The organism is Nocardia sp. CA-290969, from assembly GCF_050936135.1.
GTDB lineage: Bacteria > Actinomycetota > Actinomycetes > Mycobacteriales > Mycobacteriaceae > Nocardia.
The window spans coordinates 4,084,748-4,106,307 of sequence record NZ_JBNJNJ010000001.1 but is presented as its reverse complement, the minus strand read 5'-3'; the positions used below and the strand labels follow the sequence as shown (position 1 = coordinate 4,106,307).

General features: G+C 67.5%; 22 protein-coding genes. 13 read left to right on the top strand and 9 right to left on the bottom strand.

Annotated features, from left to right (window positions below):
* Nucleotides 1–4 precede the first annotated feature (4 nt).
* Both ACQEVO_RS18535 and ACQEVO_RS18530 read right to left on the bottom strand, forming a co-directional pair.
* On the bottom strand, nt 5–859 hold the full coding sequence (locus ACQEVO_RS18535) for an acyl-CoA thioesterase (RefSeq protein WP_432914916.1): 855 nt from the start codon (nt 857–859) through the stop codon (nt 5–7).
* Between the two features lie 54 nt (nt 860–913).
* A complete protein-coding gene (locus tag ACQEVO_RS18530; RefSeq protein ID WP_432914914.1) occupies nt 914–1,564 on the bottom strand; it encodes a TetR/AcrR family transcriptional regulator in 651 nt (216 codons plus the stop codon).
* A gap of 183 nt (nt 1,565–1,747) precedes the next feature.
* On the opposite strand from ACQEVO_RS18530, the gene ACQEVO_RS18525 reads away from it, so the two are divergent.
* The 4 genes from ACQEVO_RS18525 (at nt 1,748) to ACQEVO_RS18510 (ending at nt 5,334) form a co-directional block, all read left to right on the top strand.
* Nucleotides 1,748–2,746, top strand: coding sequence for an acyl-CoA dehydrogenase family protein (locus ACQEVO_RS18525; protein WP_432914912.1), 999 nt, complete (start codon nt 1,748–1,750; stop codon nt 2,744–2,746).
* A 108-nt stretch (nt 2,747–2,854) separates the two neighbouring features.
* A complete protein-coding gene (locus ACQEVO_RS18520; protein ID WP_432914910.1) occupies nt 2,855–3,643 on the top strand; it encodes an enoyl-CoA hydratase in 789 nt (262 codons plus the stop codon).
* Nucleotides 3,644–3,839: 196 nt separating this feature from the next.
* On the top strand, nt 3,840–4,352 hold the full coding sequence (locus ACQEVO_RS18515) for a hypothetical protein (RefSeq protein WP_432914908.1): 513 nt from the start codon (nt 3,840–3,842) through the stop codon (nt 4,350–4,352).
* 496 nt (nt 4,353–4,848) lie between these two features.
* Nucleotides 4,849–5,334, top strand: coding sequence for a hypothetical protein (locus tag ACQEVO_RS18510; protein ID WP_432914906.1), 486 nt, complete (start codon nt 4,849–4,851; stop codon nt 5,332–5,334).
* Between the two features lie 362 nt (nt 5,335–5,696).
* Here the strand turns inward: ACQEVO_RS18510 and ACQEVO_RS18505 are convergent, their stop codons facing one another.
* From ACQEVO_RS18505 to ACQEVO_RS18475, 7 genes are all read right to left on the bottom strand, one after another.
* Entirely contained in the window at nt 5,697–6,566 is an 870-nt protein-coding gene (locus ACQEVO_RS18505) for an acyl-CoA dehydrogenase family protein (protein WP_432922785.1), read from the bottom strand.
* Between the two features lie 51 nt (nt 6,567–6,617).
* Nucleotides 6,618–7,706 (bottom strand): acyl-CoA dehydrogenase family protein, encoded by a 1,089-nt coding sequence (locus tag ACQEVO_RS18500; RefSeq protein ID WP_432922782.1) that lies wholly within the window; start codon nt 7,704–7,706, stop codon nt 6,618–6,620.
* 172 nt (nt 7,707–7,878) lie between these two features.
* The gene (locus ACQEVO_RS18495) at nt 7,879–8,295 is read right to left on the bottom strand and encodes a nuclear transport factor 2 family protein (protein WP_432914904.1); all 417 of its coding nucleotides are present in this window, start codon (nt 8,293–8,295) and stop codon (nt 7,879–7,881) included.
* Entirely contained in the window at nt 8,279–9,493 is a 1,215-nt protein-coding gene (locus ACQEVO_RS18490) for a metal-dependent hydrolase family protein (RefSeq protein ID WP_432914902.1), read from the bottom strand. The genes ACQEVO_RS18495 and ACQEVO_RS18490 overlap by 17 nt, the downstream gene beginning before the upstream one ends.
* A 2-nt stretch (nt 9,494–9,495) precedes the next feature.
* The gene (locus ACQEVO_RS18485; RefSeq protein ID WP_432914900.1) at nt 9,496–9,837 is read right to left on the bottom strand and encodes a hypothetical protein; all 342 of its coding nucleotides are present in this window, start codon (nt 9,835–9,837) and stop codon (nt 9,496–9,498) included.
* On the bottom strand, nt 9,827–11,089 hold the full coding sequence (locus ACQEVO_RS18480) for an aromatic ring-hydroxylating oxygenase subunit alpha (protein ID WP_432914899.1): 1,263 nt from the start codon (nt 11,087–11,089) through the stop codon (nt 9,827–9,829). The genes ACQEVO_RS18485 and ACQEVO_RS18480 overlap by 11 nt, the downstream gene beginning before the upstream one ends.
* A 4-nt stretch (nt 11,090–11,093) precedes the next feature.
* Nucleotides 11,094–11,624, bottom strand: coding sequence for a carboxymuconolactone decarboxylase family protein (locus ACQEVO_RS18475; RefSeq protein WP_432914897.1), 531 nt, complete (start codon nt 11,622–11,624; stop codon nt 11,094–11,096).
* A 343-nt stretch (nt 11,625–11,967) separates the two neighbouring features.
* Between ACQEVO_RS18475 and ACQEVO_RS18470 the strand changes: the two genes are divergently transcribed.
* The 9 genes from ACQEVO_RS18470 (at nt 11,968) to ACQEVO_RS18430 (ending at nt 21,303) form a co-directional block, all read left to right on the top strand.
* Nucleotides 11,968–13,341: an ABC transporter substrate-binding protein gene (locus ACQEVO_RS18470; protein WP_432914895.1), complete on the top strand. Its 1,374-nt coding sequence runs from the start codon at nt 11,968–11,970 to the stop codon at nt 13,339–13,341.
* Between the two features lie 6 nt (nt 13,342–13,347).
* A complete protein-coding gene (locus ACQEVO_RS18465; RefSeq protein WP_432914893.1) occupies nt 13,348–15,474 on the top strand; it encodes an ABC transporter permease subunit in 2,127 nt (708 codons plus the stop codon).
* On the top strand, nt 15,452–16,165 hold the full coding sequence (locus ACQEVO_RS18460; protein ID WP_432914891.1) for an ABC transporter ATP-binding protein: 714 nt from the start codon (nt 15,452–15,454) through the stop codon (nt 16,163–16,165). The genes ACQEVO_RS18465 and ACQEVO_RS18460 overlap by 23 nt, the downstream gene beginning before the upstream one ends.
* Nucleotides 16,162–16,869: an ABC transporter ATP-binding protein gene (locus ACQEVO_RS18455; protein WP_432914889.1), complete on the top strand. Its 708-nt coding sequence runs from the start codon at nt 16,162–16,164 to the stop codon at nt 16,867–16,869. Before ACQEVO_RS18460 ends, ACQEVO_RS18455 begins: the two co-directional genes overlap by 4 nt.
* Complete coding sequence (locus ACQEVO_RS18450; RefSeq protein WP_432914887.1) at nt 16,866–17,243, top strand: hypothetical protein; 378 nt, start codon at nt 16,866–16,868, stop codon at nt 17,241–17,243. The genes ACQEVO_RS18455 and ACQEVO_RS18450 overlap by 4 nt, the downstream gene beginning before the upstream one ends.
* A 73-nt stretch (nt 17,244–17,316) precedes the next feature.
* Complete coding sequence (locus ACQEVO_RS18445; protein WP_432922779.1) at nt 17,317–18,483, top strand: acyl-CoA dehydrogenase family protein; 1,167 nt, start codon at nt 17,317–17,319, stop codon at nt 18,481–18,483.
* A complete protein-coding gene (locus tag ACQEVO_RS18440) occupies nt 18,483–19,250 on the top strand; it encodes an SDR family NAD(P)-dependent oxidoreductase (RefSeq protein WP_432914885.1) in 768 nt (255 codons plus the stop codon). Before ACQEVO_RS18445 ends, ACQEVO_RS18440 begins: the two co-directional genes overlap by 1 nt.
* Nucleotides 19,250–20,482 (top strand): CaiB/BaiF CoA transferase family protein, encoded by a 1,233-nt coding sequence (locus ACQEVO_RS18435; protein WP_432914883.1) that lies wholly within the window; start codon nt 19,250–19,252, stop codon nt 20,480–20,482. The genes ACQEVO_RS18440 and ACQEVO_RS18435 overlap by 1 nt, the downstream gene beginning before the upstream one ends.
* Complete coding sequence (locus ACQEVO_RS18430) at nt 20,479–21,303, top strand: enoyl-CoA hydratase/isomerase family protein (protein ID WP_432914881.1); 825 nt, start codon at nt 20,479–20,481, stop codon at nt 21,301–21,303. Before ACQEVO_RS18435 ends, ACQEVO_RS18430 begins: the two co-directional genes overlap by 4 nt.
* The last annotated feature ends 257 nt before the right edge of the window (nt 21,304–21,560 follow it).

Here is a 21,560-nt window from a genome sequence, read left to right as displayed (position 1 = left end):
GGGCTCAGGGCCGGAACCGGAGCAGGGCTTCCTGGGCGAACGAGGCGACCAGGGTGCCGTCCGCGGTGAGCACATCGCCGCGGCCGTAGGCGCGGCCGTGTGCCATCACCAGGCCCTCGTGCCGCAGCAGCAACCAGTCGTCGCTACGGAACGGGCGGTGGAACCACAGGGTGTGCGAGGTGGTGGCGGAGGTGAATTCGGTGCCGTTGCCGCTGTGGTCGAATCCTTCGATGGGGCGCAGGACGGTGCCGATCACGTTCAGATCGGTGGCGTAGGAAACGAGCCCGGGGGCGAGTTCGGCGCCGACTTCGGGGGTGCGCATCCACAGGTCGTATTCGGCCGGTCCGGCCGACTTGTCGCTCAGATCGGTGAGCGACCGGGTCTCCCACGGGATCAGGCCGATCTCGACGGTGTGCTCGGGACCCGGAACCGGCGGTACCGCGGCGATCTCCTGGTTCTCCCGCCCGTCTTCCAGCGCGGTCATCGACAGCAGCGCGGTGGCGATCACATCGCCCTTCTGCCGGGCGACGATGGTCAGGGTCGCGAAGGAGCGGCCGCGGTGCTGCGGCTGCACCACGTAGTAGACCGGGGCGTCGCTCTTGCCCTCGCGGGCGAAGATGACGTGCACGGATTTCACCGTTTTGTCCGGGCACGCGAAAACGGCCGCGCGCAGGAACTGGGCCAGCAGCTGACCACCGAAGAGCCGATGGTATTCCAGCTGCTGATTGGGGCCCTCGAATACCGACAGGGTGGCCTGCGGGTCGGGGGTGGGTGCCGTGGCGTCGTCGTCGGTCTGCGGTGCGGTGGGGCGCAGGCGCAGGTCCATGCAGGCGAGAAGGTCGGTCCAGAGATCGGGCATACAGCGAGTGTAAACCCGTATCTCAACTTTGGAGAACGTTATTCTCGCTCGGATTCAGCGGGCGAAGCCCCGGGCGCAGAACTCCCAGATCTCCTCGGCCGAGATCGGGTGGGCGGTCTCGTCGTCGATACCACCGTTGGACTGGGCCGTGAACATCACGGTTTGCATGACCATCGCAGCCATCCGGCGCGGATTGACCTCTTCGCGCAGCAGATCGTCCTTGTCGGCATCGATCATCAGCTCGGTGAACAGGACGACCAGCGGTGTATGCGCGACCTTCACCTGCGCGGGATGGCTGACCAGCAGCTGCGGCGCGAAATCGGTGAACAGCGGTCGCTGCGCGGTGGGGTCCGGACGGCATAGTTCGTAGAGCAGTTCCACGGCGAGCTGCAGCCGGTCCAGGGCGTTGTCCTTACCCGCCACGGCGGCGCGGATCTGATCGGCCGTCCGGCTCAGGGCGTCCTCGAACAGTGCCAGCAGCAGCTCGTGTTTACCGTCGAACTGCAGGTAGAAGCTGCGCAGTGACTGTTTGGACCGGTCCACGACCTCTTGGACCGTGAAATCCGTGGTGCCCTTTTCGGTGATGATCGCCTGGGCGGCATCGAGGAAGCGCTGTACCCGCTGCTCGGCGCGCAGCTTCGCGGTGCGGATGGAGCGCTCTACGGCGCGCTGCTTCCAGGCCGGTTCTTCGCTTGGGCTGGTCACCGGCTGGCCCGTCCGATCCCATCGATCCCATTTGTGGAGAACATGGGTGCACTGTACCGGAGAACGTCCCATGTCCGGGCAGGCGCGTCCGGTGTTCGCACCGTTGAGGAGACTATTAATTTCATCTCAAGAGAATGCTATTCTCCTGAACGTAACGCAACCCGCCCAGCAGGAGGAGCCCGGATGCTCTTCGAGTTCGATGCCGACCAACGGCTGCTCCGCGATACGGTCCGCGAAGTCACCGCCAAGGAATGCCCGGCCACCGTGATCCGGGAGATCGTGGACTCCGGCGCCGATCCGGGCCGGCTCTGGAAGACCTATGTCGAACTCGGCTGGACCGAACTCGTGGAGCCGGAAGCGACCGTGGAACTCGGTATCGTGCTCGAGGGCCTGGGCCGGGCCACCGACCCGACGCCCTATCTTGCCACGATGACCCAGTTCGCACCGCTGGCAGGAGCTTCCGCCGCCGCGGACGGAACCGGTGCCGCGGTGTTCGAGGGGGTCACCGCGGTCCGCGACGGAGCGGGCTGGTTGTTGCGCGGCACCGCCGGGCAGGTACTCGACGGCGACCGATGTGATCGCCTGGCAGTGGTCACCTCCGCCGGGGTGTTCGTCGTCCCCGCGCATACCGTCACCGCCCGGCGGATCGAGGTCTTCGATCCGGTACTGCACGTCGCGGAGGTCACCTTCGACAATGTGCGGGTCACCGACGGTGATCGCACCGACGCCGATCCGGAACGGGCCCGGCAGCTGGCACTGACGGGTCTGGCGCTGACCACCGTGGGCGCCTGCCAGCGCATCCTCGATCTAGTTCTCGACCATGTGCGCACCCGGCAGCAGTTCGGCACCACGATCGGTGCGTTCCAGGCGGTACAGCACAAGGCCGCCGATATGCATCTGGCCATCGAACGCGCTCGCGCGCTGGGCTATTTCGCGGCGCTGTGCCTGGCGGAGAACGATCCGCGGCGTAGATCCGCGGCGGCGATGGCCAAGGCCTCGGCGGGAGAGTGCCAGTCGGTGGTTTTCCGGCACGGGGTGCAACTGTTCGGCGCCATGGGATTCACCTGGGAGAACGACCTGCAGTTCGCGATCAAACGGGCCAAGGCCGGGGAGTTGCTCCTCGGCGGCGCGGCCGAGCATCGCGCGGTGGTGGCCCGGGAGTACCTCGCCGCCCGGAGCTGATCGGCGGCAGTATCAATGCGCGCCCGGGCGCCGGACGCCGGGCCGTGTAGCAAACGGAATACGAGCATCGGGTGCGCCCGGTGCATCCCGGAACCGAGGAGCGTTGTTTTGTCCTATATCGACTATTCCGTCGCCGATAAAATCGCGACGATCACGCTGAACCGCCCCGAGGCGGCCAATGCCCAGAATTCGGCACTGCTCGACGAATTGGATGCCGCGTGGACCCGGGCCGCGAACGACGAAGACGCCGTGGTGATCGTCCTGAATGCGGCCGGAAAACATTTCTCGGCCGGGCACGACCTCAAAGACGACAGCTGGCCCAAACCGGAGAAGATTACGCTGGATTGGATCTACCAGACCGAGAGCCGCCGGTACCTGGAATACACGCTGCGGTGGCGGAATGTGCCCAAACCCTCGATCGCGGCGGTGCAGGGTCGCTGTATTGCAGGTGGCCTGATGCTGTGCTGGCCGTGTGACCTCATCGTCGCGGCGGACAACGCGCTGTTCTCCGATCCGGTGGCCATGATGGGGATCGGCGGCGTCGAATACCACGGGCATACCTGGGAACTCGGGCATCGCAAGGCCAAGGAGATCCTGTTCACCGGCCGTCCGGTCACCGCCGAGGAGGCGGAGCAGGCCGGGATGGTGAATATGGTGGTGCCGCTCGCGGACCTGCCGGCCAAGACCGCGGAACTGGCGGGGCAGATCGCGCAGATGCCGCCGTTCGGGTTGCGTCAGGCCAAGCGTGCGGTGAACCAGACGATGGATGTGCAGGGTTTCTACGCCGCAATCCAATCGGTGTTCGATATCCATTCCACCGGGCACGGAAACGCGCTCAGTGTGAGCGGTTACCCGATCCTGGTCGACCTGGATCAGATGAAGACGAATATGAAGTAGGAACAGAAACGGGGACCGATACCGTTCGCCGCGGTAACGGTCCCCGTATCGAAGATATGACGCCGATGCGGAAACCGGCGGTCAGGGATTCTTCCGACACGGGCAGCGTAACCGAATGACGACCGCCCGGAATCCCATTTTCGAAATTTCCCGGATGGACGACACAATCGAAATGTCCATCGGAAAGGTTTCCGCCATGCGTTCCAGCAGAATCCGGCGTGCCACCACTCTTTTCGGCCTGGTGGCATTGACCGCCACGGCCGTGATCGGCTGTGGCGATTCCGACGAGGATGCGGCCGCGGCCACCTCGGCCCCCGCCGCCGCCACCAGTTCCGCCGCCCCCGCTGCGGCGTCTCCGGAGACCGAGAAAGAGATCTCGGACGCCTTCGTCACCTTCTTCGACGGTAAGGCCGCTCCCGCGACCCGGGCCGGGTTGGTCGAGAAGGGCGACGAATTCAAACCCTTCCTCGAAGGAATGGCCGCGGACCCGCGCGCGCAGGGGACGAGCGTGACCGTATCCGCCGTGGAGGTCGTGGACGACAAGACCGCCGACGTCACCTACACCTTGCTGCTCGGTGGGAACCCGGTACTGCCGGACCAGTCCGGGCAGGCGGTCAAGGAAGGTGATACCTGGAAGGTTGCCGCGATGACCTTCTGTGCGTTGCTCGCGGTCCAGGGCTCGGGCCAGGTGATCCCGGCCTGTAGCTGATCACCGCTGGGTTTCGCTGTCCCGGTGGCTGTCTCGGCCCGGGGCAGCACCGCGAGTGGCCCGCCCGATGGGCGGGCGGAGCGCAGGAGGTGGGCGTCGTATCGGTTGCGCAGTATCGGTACGGCATCCGGGTTCCGGCTCGCCCGGCCGCGGGACCGGAGGGGTGCAGGTGCGGCGGGTCGGTACCCGATCCGCCGCGTACCCGTGCGAAGCCGGTTACCCGGCTCGTGCTGCTGGGGCGCATGCACTGTTCCGGCCGGCCGGCTCCGCCGGCGGCTCGCCCACGGAACCGAGTCCGCCCCAGCATTAACCGGATATATCTCCGGTAAAGTCCGTGAATCCGCCTTTACCCATGATGTTCTCGGGCTAAACTCCGCGCGGCGTAAACGGAACCGGATTTCCGGGCACGCCCACTATCACTCTCCAGAAAGACGAACCGATGTCACGAAGACACCGGGTAGCGCGCACCGCCGCTGCCTGTGGAGTCGCGCTCTCGTTGAGCGCGATCACCGGGTGCAGTAACTTTTTCGGGCCCGACAACTGCTACGTACTACCGTCGACGGAAGCCTCCGCCACCGACGTCGCCGCCGGGGCGGCGAGCCCCGGGGTGAACGCTGCCGCCCCGGATTCGCCGGCCGCGGCCTCGGCCTCGATAACCGGCGTATACCAAGCGTTTTTCGCCCCCGCCACCTCGACGTCGGACCGGATCGCGCTAGTCGAACGCGGCGACGATTTCGAAACCGAGATCTCGGGGATGGTGAACCATATCCGCACGGCGCTCACCACGGTCGAGATCGCCGAGGTCGTCGTGCTCGACGCGACGCATGCCGAACTCCGGTTCACCTTGAACATCTCCGGCAATCCGGTGGTGAGCAACCAGATCGGTCACGCTGTCAGGGAATCCGACGGCTGGAAGATCGCGGCCACCACCATGTGCGGCCTGGTCGCGATTTCCGGGGGAGTGTCACAGGCCTGCGCGTAAGGCGGCCGTCGGCGTACGGCGAACCGGCGGCCGTCGACCTCCGCGCCGAAGAAGTAGACGTCCGGAACATCGGCCGGCCGAGTCCGCGGCTGCTGTGCCGAGGTACGGCCCCGCTCGACAGCCGCAACGCCGCTGCCGCTGATGGTCTCCCGCGCCTGCTTCACCAGCCGCCGCGGCCGCCTCGTTCAGTGGCGGTCGTGCCGGCGACACCTCCGGTGGCGTGTGGTTCGGACGGCGCAGCTTCTGCGGTGGCAACCCGTGCACATCCGGGGCCGCTGTCGAGCAGCCGGCTCACCTCCGCGGTGCGGTCCGCGGTGTCGACGGCGGCTTGCCGGCCGGGGATATGCCTGCTACGGCGAGGTTTACAGATGTGCCAGGCGTGGCACGTAGCCGAGTTCGCGTAGGGCCGCACCGGCTTCGCGGGTGAGTTCCCGGGCGCTGCCGAGTAGTCCGTCCAGCACGAGGACCCGCCGGTAGTGGCGATGGAATTCGTGCTCGGCGGTGAATCCGATCCCGCCCAGGACCTGCTGGCAGTGGCGCGCGGTCACCAGTGCCGCGCGCCCGGCGGCGGCCTTGGCGAGCGAGGCAGCGAGGGCGTCGTAGTCCTGCGGTACGGCGGAGGCGGGGTGGGCCGGATGGTGGGCATCGGGCGGTTCCACCGCGAGGGTGGCCTCCGCACCTTCGATGGCGACCAGGGTTTCGGCCAGCCGGTGCCGGACGGCCTGGAAACCGGCTACGGGCTTGCCGAACTGCTCCCGCTCCAGTGCGTGCCGGCGGGCGAGCGCGAGCATGGCGCGCGCGGAGCCGGTCAGCCACCAGCCCAGCGCACGCCGTGCCGCTGCGAGTGGGACCGCGGTGGCGGCGGGTGATTCGGCGGGCCCCTCGGCGGCGTACAGCGGCAGCTCGGAATCGAGGAGGACGAATGGGCCGTCGACCTGCCGTCGACCTGCCGGGATGTCGGTCCTTGTGCCCGCGTCCGGAGCAGCGGCGGCGGTTTCCGGCCAGCGCACCCAGCGGCCGCCGGTGAACGGCAGCGGTACCGGTTCGCCGAACGGCCGGCCGGCCGCGTGTGCCACCACATCGTTGACCAGCGGGGCGTGGCTGCCGGTCTCGCCCAGTAGGCGGAAGACCAGGGGGACCGCGGAATCGGCGGTGTCGTCGCCGGTGAGCAGGTCGTGCCAGCCGAGGTCACACAGTGCGGGATAGAGTTCGGCGCCGGTGGCCGTGGCCATCGTCTTGCGCAGCGTATCGGTGAGCAGGGTCAGTTCGGCGGGGTCCACCGCTCACTCCTTTCCCAGGTCGAGCAGGCGGCGGGCGATGATATTGCGCTGGATCTCGGCGGTGCCGCCGTAGATGGTCGCGGCCCGGGAATACAGGAATTCCGGGCGCCATTCGGAATCGGTGAGTTCGATCTCGCCGGGCAGCAGGTCGCGGGCGGTATCGAAGAGTTGCTGTTCGGCGGTGGCCAGCAGCACCTTGTCGATCGAGGTGTCCGGGCCCAGGGCGGCGCCGCCGGCGAGACGCCGCTGGGTGGCGCGGGACCGGCAGCGCACGGTGTGCAAGGCCAGGTAGGCGGCGCCCAGCTCGGCATCGTCGCCGTCGGCGGTCTGGTCGAGGACGCGGTCGAGGCGGGTGAACAGATACGCGATCCGATGCCAGAAACAGGTGGAGCGTTCATAGGGCAGCAGATCCATGGCGACCCGCCATCCGTCGCCCGGCCGGCCCAGCATGCGGGATTCGTGCACCACGACATCGTCGAAGTAGACCTCGGCGAATTCGTCGACACCGTGCATGGTGCGCAGCGGGCGCACGGTGATTCCCGGGGTGTCCATATCGACGAAGAACGCGGTGATCCCATCGTGGCCGGGACCGGTGCGGGTCAGCAGGACACAGCGGGCGGCGAACTGCGCGAGACTGGTCCACACCTTCTGCCCGTTGATCACCCACTCGTCCCCGCGCCGTTCGGCCCGGGTGCGCAGGGAGGCCAGATCCGAGCCGGATCCCGGTTCGGAGAAACCCTGGCACCACTGTTCGCTACCGTCCAGCAGCCGTGGCACCATCTCGGCGGCCAGCTCCGGGCGGGCGTAGGAGATCATGGTCGGGGCCAGGACCTCGACCATCGAGTAGATGCCCGGCTCGGCGAGGTCGCGGGTGGCGACCTCCTCGCCGAGCACCGCCCGCAGCAGCGCCGGCCCGCCGAGCCCGCCGACGGATTCCGGCCAGCCGTAGCGCATCCAGCCCGCCTCGAACAGCGCCCGCCGGACCCGGCCCAGCTGCGCGACCTGCGCGTCGAAACCGGGTTCGGGTCCGGGGGTGAGATCGTTCGCGTCGAGCCAGTCACGCACCCGCGACCGGAACTCCTCGACGCCCATGCTGTGTCCATCGCGCATGAGCGGGGGCCCTCCGTGGTGACGCTGCGCTGCCGCCTCCGGGCCTGACCCGCTCATGCTGTCTCCATCGCGCATGAGCGAGGGCCCTCCGTGGTGACGCTCCGCTACCGCCTCCGGGCCTGACTCGCTCACGCTGTCTCCATCGAGCATGAGCTCAGACCGCCGGCCGCTCGAAGGCGTGCGGGATACCGGAATCGTGCACACCGCTGCGGCGGATGAAGGTCATCGCCCGGGTGGCCAGCCGCCAGCCCTTGTCGGTGCGCCGATAGGTATCGGTGTAGTAGCCGATCCGCATATCGTGGCTGGAATGCTCGACGAAGCACAGCGGCTGGGTGCCGGTGCCCGTATCGCCGTCCAGTTCGATCAGCGGGGTTCCGGTGAGGAACAGGCCTTTCGGCGCGGCGTCGACGAGTTCGGGGAACACGTCGAGGGTGTAGGTGTCACCGAAGGCGCTGTAGGTGCCGTCGGGAGTGAACACCCCGACCAGGCCCTCGATATCGCCCTTGGTGATGGTCACCGCGTAGCGGGCCAGCAACTGCTGGACCTCGATCAGGTCATCGATTGCCGCCATAGACCTTTCCGCCTTTCATCACGAACCGCACCTGCTGGGTGACGGTGATATCGGCCAGGGGATCGCCGGGTACGCCGATCACATCGGCGAGCAGCCCCTCCGCGAGCCGGCCGCGATCGGTGACCTGGATGAGTTCGGCCGCGACCACCGTCGCCGCCCGCAGCACCGACAACGGGTCGAGGCCCCGCTCGACCAGGGCCACCAGTTCGTCGGCGTTGCGGCCGTGCGGGATCGCCGGTGCGTCGGTGCCGACGGCGATCTTCACGCCCGCGTCGAACGCGGCCTTCACCGAGGTGCGGGCCCGCGGGAACATTTCGGCCGCCTTGGCCTGCAATTCCGGTGCCGCCTTGGAGACGTCCATGGCATCGGCCAGGCGCGTGGTCGGCACCATATAGGTCCCCTCCCGCACCATGAGGTCGATGGCTTCGTCGTCGATCAGGAAACCGTGCTCGATACAGTCGATCCCGGCCCCGACCGCCTCCTTCACCGCCTCCGCTCCGTGCGTATGCGCGGCCACCCGCAGCCCGCGCCGGTGCGCCTCGTCCACGATCGCCCGCAGTTCCTCGGTCGAATAGTGTTGGGCGCCGGGCGCTCCCGTCAGGGACATGACGCCACCGGAGACGCAGACCTTGATCAGCTGGGCGCCGTGTTTGATCTGGTAGCGCACGGCTTTGCGCACCTCGTCGACACCGTTGGCGATCCCCTCCTCGAGGGTCAGTTTCAGTACGTCGGGGGCGAAGGCCGAGAACATGGTGGGGTCGAGATGGCCGCCGGTGGGGGTGATCGCATGGCCGGCCGGGACGATCCGCGGACCGTCGATCCAGCCGGCGTCGATCGCCTTGCCGAGCGCAACGTCGAGCAGATATCCGCCGGTTTTGACGAACAGCCCGAGGTTGCGCACGGTGGTGAACCCGGCGCGCAGGGTGCGCCGGGCGTTACCGACCGCGCGCAGCATCCGCAGCGGCGGGTCGTCCTGCACCGAGGAGGTCAGCCCGGTTTCGCCGCGGCCGCCCATCAGGAGGTTGACCTCCATATCCATCAGCCCCGGCAGCAGGACGAGATCGCCGAGCTCGATGATCTCGCCCTCCGGCTCCCCGCCGACGCCGACGATCCGGTCCCCGTCCACACGCAGAATACCGGGCCGGACGATTTCGCCGGAATCCACGTCGAGCAGCCCGGCGGCCCGCAGTGTCAGCACGGCTACACCACCGGTTCGCGCACGATGTCCAGGTAGGCCGCGCCGCTGTCGGGCACTCTGGGCTGTTTCCAGACCTCCACCGGGAACGAGGCCATCACCAGCGACTGCATCAGATGGAACAGGTTGCGGGCCTCGTCGGGCAGGTCGTCGAGCGGGAACTTGTCGCAATAGGCGATGGCGTCCTCGAGCCGGGCCATCCCCGCGTCGTAGAAGTCCTGCATCTCCGGCATGGTGGAGGCCAGCCGTTTCGCGTACCGCTCGGGTTCGGTGGGCAGGATCCAGTCGGAGAACCGGGCCAGATCGGCGAATTCGGCGGGCAGCGCTTTCGTTTCCTCAGTTGCCATTGCGGTATTCCTCGACTTTCTTCTGCGCGGTCTTGTGCAGGTGGCGGAGCAGAATTTCCTGATCGTTGAGCGGGAAATCGGTGACGGTGCGGGTCGCGATCATCGTCTGGGTGGCCTCCAGGGTGTTCGCGTCCTGCAGCGCGTACTCCTTGAAGGTCACGCCGGCCAGTTCCTGGGCCAGCCGATCCCGGGCCGTCTTCGCGGGTACGAAGTACAGGTTGGCCTCGAAGATGTGCTTGTCCACCGCGGTCGGCCAGTAGTGGTAGGTGAGATACCAGCCCGGCGCCCAGAACAGCAGCGAGAAGTTGGGCCAGATCTCGAATTCGTCCACGCCCCAGGCGCGGTGACCGGCCGGGTTGATCCCGACGGGCAGCGGGTCCAAGCCCTCGATATCGGGGCGGTCCCACGGGCCGAACAGGCCGCTGCGCAGCACGCGCTCGATCGGCTTGACCATGTTCAGGTCCTTGGGCGGGGCCATCCCGCCCCACGACGAGATCATCGAATGCGGCGGCTGCAGTTCGTAGTGCAGGGCCTCGTAGCCGTAGCCGGCGAGTTTGTCCGCTTCGTCCTTGACCGCCTGCTTCATATGCAGGATCGGTGCGTGGTAGAACTCGGCGAAGGCGTCGATGAACAGCTTCCAGTTGCTGCCGACCTCGGCCCGGTAGCTGAACACCTCGGTCATCTCGTGGAACGGATAACCCTCGAGGCCTTTGATCATCGGGCCGAGGAAGGTGGTCAGTGGTTCGGCATCGGGGTCGAGGTTGACGAAGATGAACCCCTCCCACACCTCGCAGCGCACATCCTTGAGGCCGTAGTCGGCCTTGTCCAGGCCGAAGAATTCCTTCTCCTGCTGGACGAAGGTCAGTTCGCCCTCGAGGCTGTAGCGCCAGGCGTGGTATTTGCAGGTGAACTGTTTGCAGAAGCCCGAGGTCTCCTGGTTGGGGAAATCGTCCCAGACCAGCTTGTTGCCGCGGTGGCGGCAGACGTTGTGATAGGCGTGGATCTGATCGTCGTTACCCCGCACGATGATCAATGAGGTACCCGCGCAGGAGAGTTCCTTGGTGAAGTAGCTGCCCTTCCGCGGCAGCCGCTCGACCCGGCCCACATTGAGCCAGGTCTTCTTGAAGATGGCGTTGCGCTCGTCCTCGTAGAACTGGGGATCGATGGAATCGTTGTAGTCGACCGGCTCGGTGCCCAGATCCGGGTAGTGTTCGGTCCAGCTACCCGCTGCCGGTTTGTTGAAGTGTGCCAAGGGATTACCTCTCGTACTCGGATCGGATGCCGAAGGTGTTGAAGGCTGCGGCAAGCGTGTTGTAGGTGCCGATGGTGAAGATCAGATCCATCCGCTGGTGTTCGTCGAGGTGCGCGCACAGTCCGTCCCAGGTGGAATCGGACAGGTTCGCCTTCTCGTCGAGTTCGTCGACGGCGTGCAGGACCAGCTGCTCGACCGGCTCGGCCGCCTCGCCGCGCGTTACGGCGGCGATCTCCTCGGCGGTGATCCCCTCGGCCAGCGCGGCTTCGCGGTGGTGGTTCCACTCGTAGACGCAGTCCCGCAGGTGCGCGACGCGCAGGATGGCGAGTTCGCGCAGCCGCGCCGGCAGCGATGAGCGGAACAGCAGGTGGACGTTCAGGGTGAGGAACGCCTTGGTCAGCGCGGGGTGCCGGGCAAGTGTCGACAGGGCGTTGCTCGCCGACTCCGGGTTGCGTAACCGGCGCGGCAGCATCACCCGTAGCGCGTCGTCGACCTCGTCGTCCCACTGGTCCGCGGGCAGCGGTGGTACTCGCATCGCGCCTCCTCTCGATGAGAATGGTATTCTCGCTTTCGGATAACAGGTTTCCATGAGGCGGCCGGATAGTCAACGCGAAGTCGTAACGCCAGGTGGCGCGGGCAGTCGCGAAGGCGTCGACGACCCGCCGCTGCCACGGCGGACATGGATCGTCCTGCGGATGTGTACCCGAAAAACAGGATATTGATTCTCGATAAGTGAGAAGCTAGTTTTCATTCACCGGGAGCTGGGTACACGGCCACACGGCCGGTGTCGTGAAGCGAACTCGGTGTATGGGCGGGCCGCTATTCCTCGCCCGATCACGATCGGCTGACCGATGGGGGTCAGCGCAGAAAGGACAATCGTGAGACCGAAGCGAACAGCAGCCGCCCTGCTCGCCGTGGCATTACTGGCCGCCGCCGGCTGCTCGGGCCGCAGTGGCAGTGAAACCGGCGATACCTCCTCCGGCGACACCGTGGTCGCCGACTTCGGCGACCTGAGCGGGGTCTGCCAGGACGGTGACGCTTCCGGCGCCCCCACCCAGGGCGTCACCGACAGCGAGATCACCGTCGGCGTCTTCAGCGACGTCGGCTACTCCAAGAACCCCGAATTCGTCGATGCCGCGAAGGTCTTCACCTCCTGGTGCAACGCGGCCGGCGGGATCAACGGACGGAAGATCACCACCGAAGTCCACGACTCCAAGGTGATGGCCGTGCGCCAGAAGATGGTGGAAGCCTGCCGCACCGATTTCGCGCTGGTCGGCGGTGGTGCGGGCCTGGACGGCCTCGGGGCGAAGGAACGCCTCGAATGCACGCTGCCGGACTTCCCCGCCCAGGTCTCCCAGCAGCCCAACCTCGGCACCGACCTGCAGGTGATCGCGTCGCAGAGCACCTACGCCCACTACGACCCCTACAACGGGTTCCGGCAGTGGCTCACCAAGGAGGCCTATCCGCAGTCGGCGGGTGCGGTCGGCATCATCAACGGCGACTCCCCGGTGACCAAGGTGCTGGGCGACAAGGCCGTCGAATCGCTGAACGCGATGGGCGCAAAAGTGATCTACAACGAGCTGTATCCGGTGGGCGGGGTCACCGACTGGACGCCGTACGCGCAGGCCATCAAGAACAGCGGTGTGCGCGGGCTGATCTGGTACGGCGAGGACGCGCCGCTGGCCAAACTCGAGGAAAAGCTGACCTCGATGGATTACAAGCTCGACTGGATCGACCCCAACAACAACGCCTTCCGCGAAGACTACCTCGAACTGCTCGGCCGTTCGGCGTCGTTCCAGAACAACCTGGTGGATCTCGGCGGTGTGGTGCCGCCGCAGCTGGCCGATCAGTCGCCGGCGATGCAGCAGTTGCAGGACCTCTACGAGAAGTACGCGCCGGACGCGGTGATCACCCTGCCCGCCATCCGTGCCTTCTCGGCCTGGCTGCTTTTCGCGAAGGCCGCGAGTGGCTGCGGTGCCGAACTCACCCGGACCTGCCTGGTGGAAACCGCGCAGAAGGAAACCGGCTGGACCGGCGGCGGGCTGCACAGCCCGAACGATATGTCCGTGAAGGACCGGGCTCCGACCTGCTTCAACGTCATGCAGGCCACGGCCGAGGGCTGGAAAGCGCCCGATTTCGGCGCGAACGACGGCCTGTTCCGCTGCGGCACCCCGCCCTACCGGTACACCGGGAACTACGGTGAGCCGCTGACGCTGGCGGATGTCGGCAAAACCATGGCGGACGTCAAGTAACCCATCATGGACCAATTCCTCGCATTCGGAATCGTCGGGCTGAGCACCGCCGCCGTCTACGCCGTCATCGGCAGCGGCCTGGTGCTCACCCATACGACCACCGGAATCTTCAATTTCGCGCACGGCGCGGCCGGGATGATGGCGGCCTTCTCGTACTGGCAGCTCACCGCCGGCTGGGGGGTCCCGGTGCCGATCGCGTTGGTGATCGTGCTGCTGGTGCTGGCACCGCTGTCGGGTCTGCTCGTCGAACGGGCACTACGGGCTGTCCAGGGGCTGGGTGACGCGGAGAAACTGGTGATGACGGTCGCGCTGCTGAGCGGCCTCATCGCGGCGGCACGCTGGATCTGGGATCCGATGCAAGCCCGTACGCTGCCGATCTTTTTCGCCGACGCCGAACCCCTCCGGCTCGGCGCCGCCACCGTCACCTGGCATCAGGCGCTGACCATGCTGGTGGCCATCGCGGTGGCGGTGGCACTGCGGGTACTGCTGTTCAACACCCGCACGGGTGCGGAGATGCGGGCCACCGTCGACGACCGGGCCCTGGCCGGGCTCACCGGTGCCGACCCGGTGCGCGCGAACCGGGTCGCGTGGATCCTCGGTATCGAATTGGCCGCGGTGGGCGGCATTCTCATCGCGCCCACGGTCTCGCTGGACGCCGCGACGCTGTCGCTGCTGATCGTCAGCGCCTACACCGCGGCGATCTTCGGCCGGCTGCGCAGCCTGCCGATGACCTTCCTCGGCGCGGTCGTGGTGGGTTTGATGGAGAGCTACCTCACCGGGTATCTGCCGCAGAACGAATATCTGCCCGGCCTGCGGCTGGCGGCGCCGGCGTTGCTGTTGTTCGTGGCGCTGCTGTTGTTCCCGCACGGGCGGTTGCGGGGCCGCGATCGCAAACTCAGTCCGGTGCCCACCCCGTCGCGCGGCGGCGCGGTGTTCTTCGCCGGGGTGATCGTGATCCTGGGATTGATGGTCGCCACCATGCTCGGCGAAAGCGATCTGATCGCCTACGGGCCGATGTTCGCCTTCGGCGTGATCGCCCTGTCGTTCGTCCCGCTGTCCGGGTATGCCGGGCAGATCTCGCTGTGCCAGTTGAGCATGGCGGGAATCGGTGCGATCGCCTACGGGCATCTGGCACCGGACGGGCAGCTGTGGGGTCTGCTCGCCGCGGTGGTGATCGCGGCGCTCGCCGGTACTTTGATCGCACTGCCCGCGCTGCGGCTGTCCGGCGTGTATCTGGCGCTCGGCACCGCGGCCTTTGCGGTGGTGCTCGACCGGTGGATCTTCACCCTGCCGTCCTTCGAGATCGCGGGAGTGACGATCAAGTTCTTCGATCAGGGGTCGGTCGAGGTGCACGGGCCGAACCTGTTCGGGCTGCGCGTGGACAACGCGGAGGGCATCACCATTTTCGCGGCGGTCTGCCTCGCCCTGGCCACCCTCGGCGTGGCGGCGTTGCGGCGCGGGCGCTTCGGCCGGCGGCTCATCGCCCTGCGCGACAGTGAAGCCGCCTACGCCACGCTCGGCGGCAACCTGCTGCGCGCCAAGGTGGCCGTTTTCGCGCTCAGCGCGGGACTGGCCGGACTGGGCGGTGCCCTGTTCGGGATGCAGATCGGCTCGGTGACGCCCGAGCAGTTCAACTTCGTGGCCGGTCTGCCGATCTTCCTGGTGGCGGTATTCGCCGGGCTCGGTGCCCTGGGCAACGGACTGTTCGTGGGCGTCGCACTCTACGGGCCGATGCTGGCGATCCCGGTGCTGTTCCCCTCCACCGAGAATTTGATGCATGTGCTGCCGGCGCTGGCCGGTATCGCCTTCGGTGGCGGTGTGGTGAGTCACGGCGCGGTCGCCCGGATGCGGGAAGGGTTCGAGGCCGCGATCCGAAACCGGATCGCGCTGGCGCTGATGGTCGGTATCCCGGTGCTGCTGTGGCTGGTTCGGCTGGGCGGCGTGATCGACGGCTGGATCTTCTTCTGGGGTTCGGTACTCGCCGTATTCGCGGTGCGGATCTGGGCGAACAACCGGGAACAACGCGCGGCCGCGGCCGAACCCGACGTACCCGTCGAATGGTGGGGCGTGAAACGGCCGTGGCGGCCCGCGGACAAGGAGGTGCTCGATCATGCCATCGCTGCTGGACGTTAGCGATATCACCGTCACCTTCGGCGGCCGGCGCGCGCTCGACGGTGCCGGGCTGCGGGCCGAAGCGGGCGAGGTCACCGGATTGATCGGGCCGAACGGCGCCGGTAAGAGCACCCTGTTCGACGTGATCTGCGGGTTGCGCCGCCCGGCCGCCGGACGGGTCCGGATGGGGGATCGAGATATCACCCGGCTCGATCCGGCCCGGCGGGCCCGGCGCGGAATGGCCCGGACCTTCCAGCGGCTCGAACTCTTCGGCCGGCTCTCGGTCCGGGACAACCTGCTGGTCGCGGCCGAGCTCGGGCCGCACCGGCGCCGGGCCGAGAAGGTAGTCGACGAGATCATCGACCGGCTGGACCTCGGCGACCGGGCCGGCGATCTGGCCGATTCGCTGCCCACCGGACTCGCCCGGCTGATCGAAGTCGGGCGGGCACTGGCGGTACGGCCCACCCTGCTGCTGCTCGACGAACCCGCCGCCGGCCAGGACAGCGCCGAAACGGACCGGTTCGCCGAACTGCTGCGTTCGGTCGCCGCGGACGGTACCGCGGTGGTGCTGGTCGAACACGATATGGGCCTGGTGATGAATGTCTGCGATCAGGTGTACGTCCTCGATCTCGGGTCGGTGATCGCCAGCGGGCCGCCCGAGGTGATCCGCCGCAACGAACAGGTCCTCGCGGCCTACTTGGGGGACTCGTGACCGCACTACTGGAATTGACCGGAATCCGCGCCGCCTACGACGCGATCACCGTGCTGCACGGTGTCGATCTGAGTGTGCGGGCCGGTGAGGTGGTCGCGCTGCTGGGCCCGAACGGCGCCGGTAAGACCACCACGTTGAAGGTCGCCGCCGGGGTGCATCCGGTGGCGGACGGGGAATTACGGCTCGGCGGGCGCGTGGTCAACGGGGTGGACCCGCGCGACCTCGCCCGCGCCGGCGTCTGCCTGATCCCGGAGGGCCGGGGCATCTTCCCCAATCTCACCGTGCGCGACAACCTGCTGATGATGTCGTTCACCGGCCGGCCGGTCGCGGAGATCGAGGATACCGCCTTCGCGCGGTTCCCGATCCTGGCCCAGCGCGCCGGGCAGACCGCGGGCACGCTCTCCGGCGGTGAACAGCAGATGCTGGCGCTGGCCCGCGGACTGACCACCGACCCGGCCGTGCTGCTGCTCGACGAATTGTCCATGGGCCTGGCGCCATTGGTGGTGGAACGGCTCTACGAGCAGGTCGCCGAGATCGCCCGCCAGGGCGTGGCGGTGCTGATCGTCGAACAATTCGCCGCCGCGGTACTCGATATCGCCGATACCGCCGCGGTACTGGTACGCGGCCGTGTCGAACACCAGGGCCCGCCCGATCTGGGCCTGCGCAACCAATTGGCCACTCTCTACCTAGGAAGTTCGTCATGACCGAATCCACTCGCGCGGACCGTTTCGTCCAGGAACTCGCGGACCTGAAGATCCCCGATCCCGCCGCCGGTCGCGGCGGCCTGTGGCTGCGGGCCGGTGTCGCGCTGCTGATCCTCGGCCCGGTGGTGATCGTGCTGGGCTATCTGATGTCCAACAACACCTCCGACGCGCTGGTGCAGCGCGACGCGATCATCATCGCGCTGGCCGGGGTGTCGTTGAGCATCGTCGGCGCGGCACTGTTCCTGCGGTACTCGCTCACCGGGGTGCTGCGGTATTGGATGGCGCGTCAGTCCTACGACCTGGCCCAGCTCGCCGGGCGCCTGCCCGGCGGGGCGGACGAGGAATACCGGGAGGCCGGGATTCGGCAGGGCTGAACCGCTCCGGCTCCGGAAGCCGGGGTCGCGTTACCCGGCGATGACAATGTGAGGAGTTGATGTGTCCGACGGTATGAGTTTCGAGCTGACCGAGGATCAGCGGCTGATCCGGGATTCGGTGGCCGAATTGGCCCGTAAATTCGACGATCAGTACTGGATGGAAAAGGACCGGGACCACGAATTCCCCACCGAGTTCTATCGCGCCATCGCCGACGGCGGCTGGCTGGGGATCTGCATTCCCGAGGAATACGGCGGGCACGGGCTCGGTATCACCGAGGCCTCGATTCTCGCCGAGCAGGTGTCGCGGTCCGGCGGCGGGATGAATGCCGCCACCGCCATCCACCTGTCCCTGTTCGGAATGCAGCCGGTGATCGTGCACGGTTCGGCGGAACTGAAACAGCGCACGCTGCCGCGGGTCGCCCGCGGGGAACTGCACGTCTGTTTCGGTGTCACCGAACCGGGCGCCGGGCTGGACACCAGCCGGATCACCACCTTCGCCCGCCGCGACGGCGACCACTATGTGGTGAACGGCCGCAAGGTGTGGATCTCCAAGGCGCTGGAGTCGGAGAAGATCCTGCTGCTCACCCGCACGCAGAAGTACGACGAGGTGGAGAAGAAGACCAGCGGTATGACGCTGTTCCTCACCGATCTCGATCGCGACCATGTCGATATCCGGCCCATTCCGAAAATGGGCCGTAATGCGGTGTCGTCGAACGAATTGTTCATCGACGATCTGCAGATCCCGGTGGAAGACCGGGTCGGGGAGGAGGGCCGCGGTTTCGAATATCTGCTCGACGGCCTGAATCCCGAGCGGATGCTGATCGCGGCCGAAGCGCTCGGCATCGGGCGGGTCGCACTGGATCGTGCGGTGCGTTACGCGAACGAGCGAGAGGTCTTCGGGCGACCGATCGGCAAGAATCAGGGAATCCAGTTCCCGCTGGCTGATTCGCTGGCCCGGCTGGACGCGGCCGAACTGGTGCTGCGGAAAGCGACCTGGTTGTACGACCAGGGCAAACCCTGTGGCCGCGAGGCCAATACCGCCAAATACCTGTGCGCGGAGGCCGGTTTCGAGGCCGCCGACCGCGCGATGCAGACACACGGCGGGATGGGGTATTCGGAGGAGTATCACATTTCCCGGTATTTCCGGGAATCACGCGTGATGCGGATCGCGCCGATCAGTCAGGAAATGATCCTCAACTATCTGGGATCGCATGTGCTGGGAATGCCGAGGAGTTACTGATGGCAGCGAAGAACGGATTGTTCGATCTGACCGGCCGGACGGCGCTGGTCACCGGTGCCGCGGGCGGTATCGGATCGGCGGTGGCCCGCGCGCTGGCCGCCCACGGTGCGGCGGTGCTGGTCACCGATCTCGACGGTGCCGCGGCGGAGGCCGTCGCCGAGAAGATCACCGCAGACGGCGGGAGCGCCCGGGCCTGTGCGCTGAATGTCGCGGATCCGGAATCCGCGGTGGCGGCAGCCGGGCAGGCCGCCGAATTGGGTGGCGGGGCAATACATATCGTGGTGAACAATGCCGGAATCACCGCGCCGGCGATGTTCCCGAAGACCACCCCGGAATCCATGCGCAAGATTTTCGACGTGCATGTGCTGGGGACGTTCAACTGCAGTCAGGCCGCGCTGCCGTATCTGGCGACCGACGGCACCGGCCGCATCATCAATGTCACCTCGTCGGCCGGGCTCACCGGCACCTTGGGACAAGTGAACTATTCCGCGGCCAAGGCCGGGATCATCGGGATCACCAAATCGCTGGCCCGCGAACTGGCCCGCAAGAATATTCTGGTGAACGCGCTGGCCCCGCTGGCCGCGACCCCGATGACCGAAACCATCCGCACCGACGAAAAATTCGCCGAGCAGATGATCAACCGGATCCCGTTGCGCCGCTGGGCCGAGCCCGAGGAAGTGGCCGGAGCGTTCGTGTTCCTGGCCTCCGACGCCGCGTCCTTCGTCACCGGGCAGGTGCTGCCGGTCGACGGCGGCATGGTGATGTGATGCCGGCCGCCGGTCCGCTGGCCGGGGTGCTCGTGGTGGCGCTGGAACAGGCCGTTTCGGCGCCCATGTGCACCCGCACCCTCGCGGATTTCGGGGCCCGGGTGATCAAGGTCGAGAACCCGGTGGGCGGCGATTTCGCCCGGCACTACGACGATGTGGTGGCCGGGCAGGCCGCGCATTTCGTCTGGGTGAACCGGGGCAAGGAATCGGTGACCCTGGACCTGAAATCCGAGCGCGGCCTGCACATTCTGCACGACCTGCTCAGCCGCGCCGATGTGCTGGTATCGAATCTGGCGCCCGGCGCCACCGCGCGACTGGGATTGGCCCCGGCCGAGCTGGCCGAACGATATCCCCGGCTGATCGCCCTGGAGATCGACGGTTTCGGCGCGGGCGGGCCGCTATCGCACAAACGCGCCTACGATCTGCTCGTCCAGGCCGAATCCGGCGTATGCGCGGTCACCGGCCGGCCCGGTGAACCCGCGAAACCGGGCCCCGCGGTCGCCGATGTGACCACGGGACTGTATGCGGCGCTGTCGATCCTGGCGACCCTGTGCGGTCGCTACCGCGAGACCGGCCCGGCCGGCGGCACGATCAGCCTCAGCCTGTTCGACACCATGGCCGAGATGATGGGCTACCACCTGAACTACACCCGGCACTCCGGTGTGGAACAGCAGCCGCTCGGTATGAGCTCTCCGGCGGTCGCGCCCTACGGTGCCTATGCGACCGGTGACGGTCAGACCGTCGTGCTGGGCACCACCAACGATCGCGAATGGCAACGCCTGGCGCGGGAAATACTCGGCCGGGTCGATCTCGCCGAGGATCCCCGGTTCCGGACGAATTCCGACCGGGTGCGGCATCGCCGCGACCTCGACGAGGCGATCGGCACCTGGTGTGCCGGGCACACCCTGGCCGAGGTGCAGAAGGCGGCCGACGACGCCGGTATCGGGAACTCCCGCTACAACACCACCACCGATGTTCTGGAACACCCACAGCTCTCCGCCCGCGACCGCTGGCGCGAGATCGACAGTCCAGGTGGTCCGATTCCGGCGCTGCTGCCGCCGGCCGTGGTCGACGGATTCGAACCGCCGATGGGCGCGGTCCCGGGGCTGGGCGAGCACACCGACGCGGTACTGCGGGAGCTGGGCCGGACGGCGGCGGATATCGCCGAGCTGCGGGCGGCGAAGGTGATCGGCCCCGAATACGAGGCCGGCGCCGATCGGAACCGGTCGTGAACGCCTCGGGCAACGGTGCGGCAGCCGACCTGCTCGTCGCCGACCGCGACGGGGTACGGACCGTCACGCTCAACCGGCCGCACCGCAAGAACGCGATGACCTGGGCGATGTGGCGCGAGCTGGCGGATATCCTGCGCGATACCGGCATGGACCGGTCCGTGCGGGCGCTGGTCCTCACCGGCGCCGGCGGAGCCTTTTGCTCGGGCGCCGATATCTCGGTGCCCGACGCCCGGCACCCGATGGACAAGATGCGGATCTTCAGCGATCTCGCGCTACAACTCCACGAACTGCCGACCCCGACCGTCGCCAAGGTGACCGGCGTGGCGGTCGGCGCCGGCTGGAACCTGGCGCTGGGCTGCGATCTCGTGGTGGCCACACCGGACGCGACCTTCGCGCAGATTTTCGCCCGGCGCGGCCTGTCGCTGGATCTGGGCGGCTCCTGGCTGCTCCCGAAACTGGTCGGACTGCAACAGGCGAAACGGCTGACCCTCCTGGCCGAGACAATCGACGCGGCCCGCGCCGAATCCCTCGGTCTGGTCAGCTGGATCGTCGCCGCCGGCGAAATCGACGAATTCACCGCGGATCTGGCGAATCGGCTGGCAGCGGGACCACCGGTCGCGCTGGCGCAGACCAAGGCGTTGCTCAACGAAGGTGCCGATGCGACCCTGCGGGAGGCGCTGGCCGGTGAGGCCCGGGCCCAGGGGGTCAATTTCGCCACCGCCGACGCACCGGAGGCCTACGCGGCCTTCGCGGGGAAACGCACACCCCGGTTCACCGGCGCCTGGTCGCTGCCTCCGGCCGGGAGCGGCAAGGATGAGTAAGAGGTCTGCCTCCGCCGGCCGGAAGCGATCGCCGGGCGGTCGTAGGGAGCACGCCGTCGCCCGGCATATCCGCGCCGGCGGCCGCTGTGAATGGATTCGCCGGTACCCGCTCGGCAGGACGAGGGCTGTGGTGAGCTCGATAGGGCAATCGGGGTGAAGGTCGGTCGCCACACCGCGGTGGAACTTGCGGAAACCCCGGCCTGGGCCGGCTGGGCAGCGATTGTGCGAGACCGGCGCCGACAGGGGCCGGCCGACCG